The 12,108-nt window shown below is 72.2% G+C and carries 8 protein-coding genes and 1 pseudogene; 5 read left to right on the top strand and 4 right to left on the bottom strand.

Annotation, left to right across the window (positions count from 1 at the left end; all coding sequences use genetic code 11):
- The first annotated feature begins 41 nt into the window (after positions 1–41).
- Positions 42–1,652 carry a GMC oxidoreductase gene (locus tag Q0994_RS15070; RefSeq protein WP_299534399.1) on the top strand — a complete coding sequence of 537 codons (1,611 nt, stop codon included), beginning with the start codon at positions 42–44 and terminating at the stop codon, positions 1,650–1,652.
- Between the two features lie 66 nt (positions 1,653–1,718).
- Positions 1,719–3,077, top strand: a complete 1,359-nt coding sequence (locus Q0994_RS15065) for a lipase family protein (RefSeq protein WP_299534396.1) — start codon at positions 1,719–1,721, stop codon at positions 3,075–3,077.
- 197 nt (positions 3,078–3,274) lie between these two features.
- Here Q0994_RS15065 and Q0994_RS15060 read toward each other — a convergent pair whose 3' ends face one another.
- Positions 3,275–3,940 (bottom strand): TetR/AcrR family transcriptional regulator, encoded by a 666-nt coding sequence (locus Q0994_RS15060; protein WP_299534852.1) that lies wholly within the window; start codon positions 3,938–3,940, stop codon positions 3,275–3,277.
- Between the two features lie 108 nt (positions 3,941–4,048).
- Between Q0994_RS15060 and Q0994_RS15055 the strand changes: the two genes are divergently transcribed.
- The gene (locus Q0994_RS15055; RefSeq protein ID WP_299534393.1) at positions 4,049–4,996 is read left to right on the top strand and encodes an SDR family NAD(P)-dependent oxidoreductase; all 948 of its coding nucleotides are present in this window, start codon (positions 4,049–4,051) and stop codon (positions 4,994–4,996) included.
- On the opposite strand, the pseudogene Q0994_RS15050 reads toward Q0994_RS15055, so the two are convergent.
- Positions 4,993–5,100, bottom strand: a pseudogene (locus tag Q0994_RS15050) (IS481 family transposase); the annotation flags it as partial. The gene Q0994_RS15055 and the pseudogene Q0994_RS15050 overlap by 4 nt on opposite strands.
- Positions 5,101–5,152: 52 nt before the next feature.
- Positions 5,153–7,234: an ABC transporter ATP-binding protein gene (locus Q0994_RS15045; RefSeq protein ID WP_299534390.1), complete on the bottom strand. Its 2,082-nt coding sequence runs from the start codon at positions 7,232–7,234 to the stop codon at positions 5,153–5,155.
- A 592-nt stretch (positions 7,235–7,826) separates the two neighbouring features.
- Here Q0994_RS15045 and Q0994_RS15040 point away from each other — a divergent pair.
- On the top strand, positions 7,827–10,067 hold the full coding sequence (locus tag Q0994_RS15040; RefSeq protein ID WP_299534850.1) for a M4 family metallopeptidase: 2,241 nt from the start codon (positions 7,827–7,829) through the stop codon (positions 10,065–10,067).
- 157 nt (positions 10,068–10,224) lie between these two features.
- Here the strand turns inward: Q0994_RS15040 and Q0994_RS15035 are convergent, their stop codons facing one another.
- Positions 10,225–11,070: an RICIN domain-containing protein gene (locus Q0994_RS15035; RefSeq protein ID WP_299534388.1), complete on the bottom strand. Its 846-nt coding sequence runs from the start codon at positions 11,068–11,070 to the stop codon at positions 10,225–10,227.
- Positions 11,071–11,699: 629 nt separating this feature from the next.
- Here Q0994_RS15035 and Q0994_RS15030 point away from each other — a divergent pair.
- Positions 11,700–12,092, top strand: a complete 393-nt coding sequence (locus Q0994_RS15030) for a VOC family protein (RefSeq protein WP_299534385.1) — start codon at positions 11,700–11,702, stop codon at positions 12,090–12,092.
- Positions 12,093–12,108: the final 16 nt, after the last annotated feature.

Below are 12,108 nucleotides of genomic sequence, written 5' to 3'. Positions count from 1 at the left end.
CAGCGACCGACCGCACCTTCCCCCTCTCCCAGGAGCTGCTCATGTCCTCCACCAGCGGCTTTCCCAGCAGGCGCGCCGTGCTCACGGGCGCCGCCGCCGTGACCGCGTCGAGCGTCCTCCCCACTGCCGCAGCCTCGGCGGCGACTGCCCGGACCCCGCTGACCCGCGAAGAGCACCGGGTCGTCGTCATCGGTTCCGGCTTCGGCGGAGGCGTCGCCGCGCTGCGGCTGGCGCAGGCGGGCGTCCCGGTAACCGTCCTGGAACGCGGTCGCCGTTGGCCGACCGGTCCGAACGCGGAGACGTTTCCACGCGTCTCCGGTCTCGACAAGCGCGCCCTGTGGCACGGCACGCTGCCCGACGCCGTCAAGCCGCTCGCCCGGCTGATCGGCACTCCACTGAACTTCGAGCCCTACGTCGGCCTTCTCGAACCGGTACTGGGCGAGAACATCTTGAGCGTCTGCGCGGCCGGGGTGGGCGGTGGTTCCCTCGTGTACCAGGGCATGACGCTCCAGCCGTCCGAGGCGGTCTTCAACACCTGGCTGCCCGAGGAACTCGACTGGCGGCGCATGAACGAGGTCCACTACCCCCGCGTCGCCCGCATGCTCCGGCCGGCCACCGCCCCCGACGAACTGATCGCCACCCCGAACTACCGTGCGGCCCGGATCTTTGCCGACCGGGTGCGCAAGGCCGGTTACGGCCTGGAGAAGATCCCGATGCCGGTGGACTGGGACTACGCGCTGGCCGAACTGCGGGGCGAGATGAAGCCGTCGTACACCAACGGCGACTGCGCGCTCGGCGTCAACAACGGCGGTAAGCACTCCGTCGACGTGACGTACGTGAAAGAGGCCGAGGCGACCGGCAGAGTCACCGTGGCCACCCACCACGACGTCACCTCCGTCGCGCGGGCCGCCGACGGCCGTTGGGACGTGCACGTCGACCGGACCGACGACCACGGCGTCGTGCGGGAGCAGAAGATCCTCACCACGCGGGCCCTGATCATGGCCGCGGGCAGCGTCAACACCAGCAAGCTGCTGGTCCGGGCGGGCGCGACCGGAGCCATCCCCGACCTGCCCGACGGACTCGGCGAGGGCTGGGGCACCAACGGCGACCGCATCTACGCCTGGACGAACCTGTGGGAGGACTTCGGCGGCGAACAGGGCGGCCCGGTCGTCTACGGCAGCAAGGCGTGGGACGACCCGTACACCGCCCACACCGTGATCCAGGCATCCCTCCCCCCGCTGGGAATCAACACCAGGACGACGATGCTGGTCGGCTTCGGGGTGAGCCCCGACCGGGGGCGCCTGCGCTACGACTCGGCCACCGACTCCGTGTCCCTGCACTGGCCTTCGGGCGGCGACGCCGCCGCCCACCGGGCGATCCACCGCAGGGTCACGAAGATCGCCCAGGGCCTGGGCGCGCTGACCGACACCAACGCGCTGGTCAACAGCACTTGGCACCCCCTGGGCGGCGCCCCCATGGGCACCGTCTGCGACCTGGACGGACGCGTCCGGGGCCAACGTGGCCTCTACGTCCTCGACGGCGCGCTCATCCCGGGCACGACCGGGGCCTGCAACCCCTCCATGACCATCGCCGCCGTCGCCGAACGCGCGATGGACTCCCTCACCGCCCAGGACGTCGGCACGGTCATCTGACCGCCACCACCCACCCCGTCCCGGTCCCTTCCCCACTCCCCCCATCCGTCGAAACAGGAGCACACCTTGAGCCGCAAGAGATTCCGCCCCCTCACCGCCTCCACCACCGCCCCCTACCTCGCCGGGGTCGTCGCCGGCGCCGTCTGCCTGTGCCTGGCGACTGTTCCGGCCTCCGCCGCCGACACGGCGCCGGTCGTCTCGCGCGGGGTCACCATCCCCGCGTTCTACAACCCGCCGGCCTACCTGCCTTCGGCCAACGGCGCCCTGGTGCGCACCGAACCGATGAAACTCGGGCTGAGCATCCCGGGGCTGGACGGCCGCCCGATGCCGGGTACCGCCACCCGCCTGATGTACAAGTCGACGGACTCCTCCGGACAGCCCGTCGCCGTCACCGGCACCTACATCGAACCCTCGGCCGCCTGGAAGCAGTCGGGACCGCGCCCCCTGGTGGCGATGGCCTCGGGCACCATGGGGCAGGGCGACCAGTGCGCACCCTCCTTCGCCCTGGAGAACCCGCTGACCCTCACCGGCGACACCGTCTCCGTCGGCTACGAGGCCCTCGCCGCCTACCGGATCCTCGCCACCGGCGCGGCGGTCGTCCTCACCGACTACGTCGGCCTCGGCGCCACCGACCGCCTGCACACCTACGTCAACCGGCTCGACCAGGGGCACGCCGTGCTGGACGCCGCCCGGGCCGCCCGCTCGGTGCCGGGCGCGTCGGTCACCGCCGCTTCCCCCACCGGCCTGTACGGCTACAGCCAGGGCGGCGGCGCCGCGGCCTCGGCGGCCGAACTCCAGTCCTCCTACGCCCCCGAGGTCCCCCTCGCCGGCACCTACGCCGGCGCACCGCCGGCCGACCTCACGTCCACCATGAAGGGCATCGACGGCAGCGCCCTGGCCGGCGCCCTCGCCTGGTCCGTCAGCGGCTTCGCCCAGGCGGACCCCGACGTCCGGGCCGTGGTCGAGAACAGCATCAGCGACGCCGGCAAGGCCGCACTGAAGGACGCGTCCACCATGTGCGTCGGTGACGCGCTGTTCGGCTACGGCTTCACCAAATCCACCAAGTGGACCAAGGACGGCCGTTCCCTCAGCGACGTCATCGCCGCCGAACCCCGTGCGCAGGCCGCTCTGGACAAGCAGCGCATCGGCACGCTCAAGCCCACCGGTCCGGTGCGGGTGGCCACCGGTCTCCACGACGACATCGTGCCGCACGCACAGGCCCGGCAATTGGCCGTCGACTGGTGCCGCAAGGGCGGCAGCGTCACCTACGACGCCTTGGTGCTGCCCAACCTCGGCGACAAGATCCTCACCAACCACCTCGTGCCGCTCCTCACCGATCAGGGCGACGCCATCTCGTGGCTGACCGACCGCCTGGCCGGCAAGCCCGCCACCGGCAACTGCTGGAGCATGCCCGTCCAGCCCTGACCATCCCGCTCGGCGCCGCCGGGGGCCCGTCCCCCGGCGGCGCCGAGCGGATCACGGCGGCCTGCGACTGGTCCGGCGGCCCGTCGACCTGGCTTCCGAGGTGCGTGCGCGCAGGGTGTTCTCCACGGCTGACGGCTGACGGCTGACGGCTCACGCCGGAACTCCGGGTTCCGGGCGATCGGAGCGGCGGCAGCTGCTCAGTTGCGGGGCAGCACGCCGAGGAGGGCGGCGGTCAGAGCCAGCTTCAAGGAGTCCTCCAACTCCCCGTGGAAGCGGGCCAGGTCGGGCTCGGCCCGGTAGGCCGCCTGCAGACTGGGCGGGGGTGTGCTGTACGCCGACAGCGCGCCGGCCATGACCATGGTGTGCAGGCTGAACAGCGTCGCGTTCTCGCCCAACTCCGGCAGGTACTTCCGGACCAGACCGCTCATGGTGGCCAGGCGGTCCAAGGAGGCTCGCTTGTAGCGTGCGACGACCTCGACGGAGACGTTGTGTTCCAGAACGCCGCCCTGCGCCGCGAAGAGGTCGCACAACACCACTCGGCCGGCGAGTGAGCGGCTGAGGATCCCGGCCACCGCTGCCGCTCGCTCGGCCATGGGCAGATCCTCGTCGACGTCGGCGGCCAACTCGCCCGCCAGTTCCGACAGCCACTCCTGAAGGAAGCGGTCCAGCAGCTCCAGCAGCACCGCCTCGCGCGACTCGAAGTAGCGCAGCACGTTCGGTTTCGCCAGCCCTACCCGGCGGCTGAGCTCGTTGAGGGTGACCGCGGCCACGGGCATCTCGCCGAGCATGGCCGACGCCGTGGTGAGGATCGCCCGCCGGCGGATCTCCCGCTGCTCTTCGGTGCGCGCCCGCTGGAAAGTCACGGTCATCAGCCTAACTTAGGTACCCCCGGTACGTTGACAATGTACCGGGGGTACTTTAGCGTCGCGGATACAAAGTACCGTCGGTATGTAACCAGGTGGGGGCTCAGCATGAACGAAGAGTGGACGACTGCGAATATTCCGGACCAGCGCGGGCGGGTGGCCGTGGTGACCGGGGCCAACACCGGACTGGGGTACGAGACCGCGAAGGCGCTCGCCGGGCACGGGGCGTCCGTGGTGCTCGCCGTGCGCAACGTCGAAAAGGGGGAGCGGGCCGCGGCCCGCATGACCGGCGACGTGACCGTTCAGGCGCTGGACCTGACCTCGCTCGACTCCGTCCGGACGGCGGCGGCGTCGCTGCGGTCCCGGTTCGACCGGATCGATCTGTTGATCAACAACGCCGGCGTCATGTACACCCCGAAGCAGACGACCCGGGACGGCTTCGAGCTGCAGTTCGGCACCAATCACCTCGGCCACTTCGCGCTCACCGGGCTGGTGCTGGATCTGATGCTGCCGGTGCCGGGCTCACGCGTGGTGACGGTCAGCAGCACCGGCCACCGCATCCGGGCCGCGATCCACTTCGACGACCTGCAGGGGGAACGGTCGTACGGCCGGGTCGCCGCCTACGGTCAGTCCAAGCTGGCGAACCTGATGTTCACCTACGAACTGCAGCGCCGGCTCGCCACGCACGGCAGCACCGTCGCGGTGGCCGCGCACCCCGGAATGTCCAGCACCGAACTCGCCCGCAACACCCCTGCGGCCCTACGGCTTCCGCTCACCCTGCTCGCGCCGTTGATCACCCAGAGGCCGGCGATGGGCGCGCTGCCGACCCTGCGCGCCGCCACCGACCCCGCCGTGCTCGGCGGCCAGTACTACGGCCCCGGCGGACGCAACGAGGTCAAAGGCCATCCCCAGCTTGTCCTTTCCAGTCCGCAGTCGTACGAGGCAGCCGTCCAACAGCGGCTGTGGGCCGTCTCCGAAGATCTCACCGGGGTGCGGTTCCCCTTGGCCGAGCCCCAGCAGACCCCGTCTTTCTCGGGATCGGCCACCACGAACTAGCTGTATGGACCCTCAGCGTTGTTGGCGCGGCTGATCGGCGGCTTGCCGTCGAGTGCGGTGTGGCGGTGGTGGTGGTCGTAGCTGTGGAGGAAGTCTGCCAGGGCAGCGAGCGCTCGTCGTCGGTGCCGTGCCCGGAACCCGTTCGGTCGGCGGGGCTCAGTCCTCCCCCCGTCCCGTGCGCTGCTGGAGTTCCCACAGGGTCCGGAACAGCCCCGGTTCGCGGGTGAGTTCGTCGTAGGTGCCCTCCTGGACGATGCGCCCCCGGTCGAGGACGACGATGCGGTCGGCGACGCTCACGTTGGTGAGGCGGTGGGTGATCAGGAGCACGGCACGGTCCTCGGCGAGCGCGCGCAGACCGGTGAAGATCCGGTACTCGGCGCGGGCGTCCAGGGCCGCAGTCGGCTCGTCCATCACCAGCAGGGACGCCCGCCGGTGGAAGGCCCGGGTGAGGACGGTGCGCTGCCACTGCCCGCCGGAGAGCTGCTGACCGCCGAACCACTCCGCGGTGAGCAGGGTGTCCAGACCGGATCGCAGGCCGGGCAGCATGTCGATCGCGCCGGACGCCTCGCACGCGGCGAGCACGGCCGCGTCGCCGGTGTCGCCCTGGCCGAAGGTGATGTTGTCGCGCAGCGTCAGCGGCAGGTGGGTGTACTTCTGCGGGACCAGCGCGACGTTCCTCCAGGCGTCCCACGGGTCGAGCTCGGAGGTGGTGGCGCGGTCCCAGGCGACCGCACCGCCGGTCGGCAGCAGCAGCCCGCAGAGCAGCCGCGACAGGGTGGTCTTGCCCGAGCCGTTCTCGCCGACCAGGGCCACGATCTCGCCGCGCTCCACGTGCAGCGAAACCCCGGTGACGCTGTCGGCGGGCGCGCCGTCGTACCGGTAGCTGACATCGCGGGCCTCGAACCGCTGCGGGGCGGCCGGCAGGGTGCGGGTGCCGCGGGAGACCGCCATGGCCTGGCCGTGGGCGTTGTCGAGGAACCGCTGCCAGTCCTGTACGTACCAGCCGGTGCGGACCAGGCGGGCCCCGCCGGCGATGATGCCCCGCACCGACCCGGTGGCGGTCTGGAGCGCGAACACCGCGCCCCCGCCCGCCGCCAGGTCCATGCGGCCGGTGGCCAGCAGGTACAGCAGCGCCGCCCACACCGTGGCGGACGCGACCCCGCCGACGGCCGCCCCGGCCAGTCCCATCCAGGCCCCGGTGTCGGCCGCCGTCCGTTCGGCGGCGTTGACCGAGGCGGCGAGCCGCCGGTACCGCTCGATCAGGAACGGGCCGGCCAGGCAGGCCCGCATCTCCTCGCTGGACTCCGTGAAGGCCATGTGCCAGCGGAGTTTGGAGAGCATGCGGCGGCGCCCCGACGTCTCCAGGCCCGCCAAATACAGCACCCGCGCGGCGCGCACGTACGCGGCCGCCTGCGGCAGGCACGCCACCAGGAGCAGGGGCAGGAGCGCGGGGTGCAGGACGGTCAGCACGGTCGCCCCGGCGGCGAGCGTGGCCGTGGCGGCCAGTACGTCCTGCGACTCGGCCACCAGGTCGGGGGTCACCTGGGCGCCTCGGTCGGCGATGTCGTAGAAGTCGTTGTATCCGGGCTGGTTGTTGGCCGCGAGTTCGGCGCCGAGCGCGGCTTCGATCATCGTCAGTTCCGCCGCGCGGGCCAGCACCGGCCGCAGCCGGCCGGTCAGCCAGGTCACCACGATGCCCAGCAGTGCGCGCACGCCCGCAGCCCCGGCGACGACCGCCAACTGCGGTGCCGCGCCCCATAGCCGGTCGGCGATGTCCCCGGACGAGACGAGTGCGGTGATCGTGCTGGTGACGGCGAGCAGACCCAGAGCCGCCAGCACCCCGGTGCCGACCTGGCAGGCCAGCAGGCCGGCCGTCGCCGCCCGGTCCACCCGCCAGGCCATCTTCAGGGACCGGCCGACCAGCGCGGGCAGCCGTCTCGCCATGGTGCCGCTGGTCAGCTGGGCCCCCGCCCGGAGCCGGGACTCGTCGCGGTAGAGGAACTCCTCCTTCTGGTCGTCCTTCCGTGCCTCCCGGGGTCCGTCCTCGGACGGGGTGTCCGCACGGCGCTGTCCGGGAGCGCGGAGCCGTGCGGGGGCGGGGGGTGCGTGGAGGGCGTCGGGCGCTTCGGGCCCACCCGACGGGTCGGGCGTGCGCGAGGGGTGTGGCGTGCCCAACTGCTGTGGCTTACCGGACTGTTCGGGCGTGCTGAGCTGTTCGGGCGTGCCGGGCGAGGTCATTGCGGCCCCCTCTGCTGTCGGTTCGCGGGTGGTTCACGAAGCTCAACGAGCGCCCCCGCAAACCGAACACCTGTGTTTCGGTCGGACCCCGAACCCCCTGGTTCAGGGCCCGCACGGGCGTGCGGTCTACATCCATCCGCGCGCGGCACGGGCCGGCTCCGGCGCCGGGTTGGCCGAAACGCCGCGAACGGTATCGGGGAGGCGGAAACGGGTGCGTTCCTGAGCCGGGTCGCGCCACGTGCCGGCGGACCGGAACGCGGGCGTTCGGAGAGGCGGGGGTGCGCGAGTGGCCGAAGTGGCTGGTGTCGATCTTTGTTCCAGCTGTGTAAAGCGCCACGTGATCGCCCACCGAAGCGGGCGTGACCGGAACCGCAAGGCCTTGCTTCCGGTCAATGATCCGGTCCGCACTGACATGACATGTACATCGCTGCAAGGATCACCGCACCGCACCCCGCACGCACCACCCCTGCTCCACAGGACTTCACTTCGCAGTCAAGAAGGAGTACGAGTGACGAGCGACAGGCGTTCTCACAGAACCCTTTCCCCCGCACGCCGCGATCCGCTGCGCCACCGCGCCGCGGCCGGCGCGCTGGTGGTCACCGCGGCGCTGTTCGCGGTGTGCCTCCCCGCCTCCGGAGCGAGCGCCGGACCGCAACCCGGTCCCGCACGGTCCGCGACCATCAACATCACCGCGAAGCCGAAGGCCGGCGCGCTGCCCGTCGACCTCACCCCCGCCGAACGCGGGAGCCTGCTCACGTCCGCAGCCCGGTCGGGCGCGACCCTCGGGCCCGCGCTGAAGCTCGGAGCGGAGGAGGAACTTCTGCCGAAGGACGTAGTCAAGGACGCCGACGGCACCGTTCACACCCGCTACGCCCGCACCTACGCCGGACTCCCGGTCATCGGCGGCGACCTGATCGTCCACCAGAAGACCGGAAGCCGCACGGTCACCAGGAACACGGACGCGAAGATCGCCGTGCCGACCACCGAGGCCGCCCATCCCGCGGCGAAGGCGGCGAAGTCGGCGCTGAAGGCCGCGGCCGACGAGGGCACGGCCGGCGCCGAACAGGACGGTGCTCCGCGGCTCGTCGTGTGGGCCGCCGACGGCACCCCCACCCTCGCCTGGGAGACCGTCGTCAGGGGCGTCCAGGACGACGGCGCACCCAGCGAACTGCACGTGGTCACCGACGCGACCAGCGGCAAGACGCTCCGCGACTTCGAAGGCGTGCAGAAGGGCAGCGGCCACGGACAGTTCAGCGGCGAGGTCGGCATCGAGAGCACCCGGGGCGCCGGCGGCCTGTTCGAGCTGAACGACACCCGGCGCAACCACAAGACCTACGACCTCGCGCACCGGACGACCGGCACCGGCACCCTGCTGACCGACGCCGACGACGTCTGGGGCGACGGCACCCCGGCCCATGTGCAGACCGCCGCCGTGGACGCCGCGTACGGCGCCCGGAAGACCTGGGACTTCTACCACGACCGCTTCGGCCGCAACGGCATAGCCGACGACGGGCGCGCGGCCTACTCCCGCGTCCACTACGGCAACAACTACGTCAACGCCTTCTGGCAGGACGCCTGCTTCTGCATGACCTACGGCGACGGCGCCGGCAACGCCGCCCCGCTCACCGCCCTCGACGTGGCCGCGCACGAGATGTCCCACGGCGTCACCGCCTCCACCGCCGACCTCATCTACAGCGGCGAGTCCGGTGGCCTCAACGAGGCCACCAGCGACATCTTCGCCGCGGCCGTCGAGTTCTTCGCCGACACCCCGACGGACAACCCCGACTACGAGGTCGGCGAACTCATCGACATCAACGGGGACGGCACCCCGCTGCGGTACATGGACCAGCCCTCCAAGGACGGCGGCTCCCAGGACTTCTGGAGCCCGACCACGGCCCGCCTCGACGTCCACTACTCCTCCGGCCCGGCCAACCACTTCTTCTACCTCCTGGCCGAGGGCAGCGGCGCCAAGACCGTCAACGGCGTCGCCTACGACAGCCCGACCGCCGACGGCCTGCCGGTCCCCGGCATCGGCCTGCACAACGCCACCAACGTCTGGTACCGGGCGCTGACCACCTACATGACGTCCAGCACCGACTACGCGGGTGCCCGCACCGCCACCCTCCGAGCCGCCGCCGACCTGTTCGGCCGGTCCAGCGAGGCGTACGAGGCGGTCGGCAACACCTGGGCCGCCGTCAACGTCGGCCCCCGCTTCGTCGACCACATCGCCATCACCCCGCCGCGCGCTCAGGAGGCCGCGGTCGGCCAGCCCGCCACCGCGCGGATCAGCGCCGACACCAGTCGCGCCGCCGGCCTGACCTACTCCGCCACCGGCCTGCCCGCCGGGCTCACCATCGACCCCGCCACCGGCGTCGTGTCCGGCATTCCGACGGCGGCGGGCGACTTCACGCCCACGGTCACGGTCCGCGTCGTCGGCCAGACCGACAGCGCCTCCGTCACGTTCGCGTGGACCGTCGTCCCGTCCGGCGGCGACTTCTTCGTCAACCCCGGTGACGTGGACATCCCCGATCGCGGCGCCGCGGTGACCTCGCCGCTCATCGTGACCAGCCACCCCGGCAGCGCTCCCAGCGACCTCCAGGTCACCGTCGACATCATCCACACCTACCGGGGCGACCTGGTGGTCGACCTGGTGGCCCCCGACGGCACCGCCTACCGGCTCCAGAACTCCAGCAGCAGCTCCGCCGACGACATCCACGCCACCTACACGGTGGACGCCTCCGCCGAACCCGGCGACGGAACCTGGCTGTTGCGGGTGCAGGACCTCTACTCCCTCGACGTCGGACACATCGACAGCTGGAAGCTGACGTTCTGATCCCGCCGCCGCCCCCTCGGTGAAGGCCGTCCCGCGCGACGACGGCCGTCTCCCGCGCCCCGCCCGGTCCCCCCGGGCGGGGCGCGCCGCGTCGCGTCCGGCAAAACCGGATCGGGCGCGGGCGGGTCCGTGGCGCGGGCCGGTCGGCGGTGCGCGCTCAGCCGAGGAAGGACCAGCGGTGGTCGTCCGCGTCGTTGCACGGGAAGATCGTCAGCCGTGCGTCGGGGCCGCCGCCGTCCTTGTTGGAGACGTCCAGGCAGAGCCCGTCGCTGGAGAAGCTCCGTATCCAGTAGGTGCCGCCCGGCCGCGCGTCCAGCCACCAGAGCTGGTTGTCGCCGGTGGTGCCGTTGCACGGGAACTCGCTGACGCTGGTGGTGGACGCGACCGGCCCGTAACCGGGCAGGTCCAGGCAGAGCCCGTCCTTGACGTTGCGTATCTGGTAGAGGTCACCGCCGGTGGGGCCGGTGTCCGCATAGCGCATGTCGAGGGTCCAGACCTGGTTGTCACCGTTGCCCGCAGCGCAGTGGAACTGGTTTACGGGGCCGTTGACCGCGCCCTTCCCGTACCCCGGCACGTCCGCGCACATCCCCGTGGTCAGGTTCTTCAGCAGCACCCGGGAGATGCTGGGGTGGGACGGGGCCTTCTTCGGCTTGGCCGCCGCTTTCGCCTTCGCCTTCGCCGAGGCCTTCGGGGCGGCGGACGGCTTCGGGGAGGCCGCGGCGGGAGCCTGCTGCCGGACGATCGGCGCGTCGTCCCCGGCGGACGCCTTGGGCGAAGGGGCGGTGGGGGAGGGCGTGGGCGACGGCGACTGCGCCGCGTAGACCCCGCCGTTCCCGGCGCCGTCCTCGGGCCCGTCGCCCTGGAGCGTGGTGCCCGCCGCCAGGTCGGCCTTCGCGGCCTCGTCCTTGTCGGGTTCCTGCACCGCGAGCAGCAACGGCACGGCGAGCAGCACCGATCCGGCCAGCGCGGCGGCGGCCAGCATCGCCTTCTTCGGGCGGTGCACGTCCGCGCCCTCCTCGTCCGAGGCGGTGGCGGTGGCGGTGGCCGTGACGCCGCTCCCGGTCTCCGCGAGGGTCGCGGCGGCGGCCTGGGCACCCGCCCCGGTCCCGGGCTCGGCCGCCGTATCCGCACCCCGCGCCGCCTCACCCGACCGACCCGTCTCCTCCGTCCGAGTCCCCTCGGTCCGCGTTCCCTCGGTCTGCGTCCCCTCCGTCCGAGTCCCCTCCGGCCGCGTCCCCTCCGGTGCGGCGGCCAAAGCCCCGGCGGCACCCGTGCCGGGCGCGCTTGCCCGGCTCTGTGTCGCCTCCGGATCGCCGGCGGTCTCCGGGCTCCGCGCGGCTGCCGGATCGTGGGCGGTCTCCGCCGGAGTCACCGCACTGCCGACCGGCGTCCCCGAACTGGGTCCCCCGGTACCACGGTTCTGTGAGCCTGCCATCAATGGTCCTTCCCGGCCTGACTGTTGGTGTGTCTGGTGTGTCAGGACGCTACACGCGGCGCTCGTCCTCGCACCGGCCCACGGGCCTCGGGCGGGCAGATGAGACTCGTCCGTAATCGCCACGGGCACGGACCGCCCCACACACGGCGCCGGGCCGCCCGCGCGCCGTGCGCCGGTCGGCCCCTAGGGTGGTGTGCATGCTGAAACTCGGGATTCCGGTCATCGGTGTCGAAGACGTCCCCCGTGCCGTGGAGTTCTGGACCACGGCCCTGGGTCTGGTCGAGAGCGAGGAGGCGCGGAGTGAGACCTGGCGGACGCTCTGTCACGCCGACGGTTCGGGACGGGCCCTCGGGCTGCTGCGCAGCTCCTCCCCGGCGGAGCCGCACCCGCGCCTCCACCTGGACCTGTTCGCCGCGACGGCGGAGGAACAGCGCGCGGAGGTGAGCCGGTTGACGGGGCTGGGGGCACGGGTCGTCGACTGGGACCTCTACCCGCCGGACCCCGACTTCGTGGTGCTCGCCGACCCGGACGGCAATGTCTTCTGCGTCGTCGACCTGAGCCACGCCCCGAGCGGGCCGACACCCTCCTGACCGGCGGGACCGCGCC

This window comes from uncultured Streptomyces sp. (assembly GCF_947488945.1).
Classification (GTDB): domain Bacteria; phylum Actinomycetota; class Actinomycetes; order Streptomycetales; family Streptomycetaceae; genus Streptomyces.
Note: the sequence above shows the minus strand (reverse complement) of the source record. Positions and strands in the feature narration are given on the sequence as shown.

Coding starts and splice junctions, on each gene's coding strand:
- Q0994_RS15070 (WP_299534399.1), top strand. CDS start 42: ATGTCCTCCACCAGCGGCTTTCCCAGCAGGCGCGCCGTGCTCACGGGC.
- Q0994_RS15030 (WP_299534385.1), top strand. CDS start 11,700: ATGCTGAAACTCGGGATTCCGGTCATCGGTGTCGAAGACGTCCCCCGT.
- Q0994_RS15055 (WP_299534393.1), top strand. CDS start 4,049: ATGAACGAAGAGTGGACGACTGCGAATATTCCGGACCAGCGCGGGCGG.
- Q0994_RS15045 (WP_299534390.1), bottom strand. CDS start 7,234: ATGACCTCGCCCGGCACGCCCGAACAGCTCAGCACGCCCGAACAGTCC.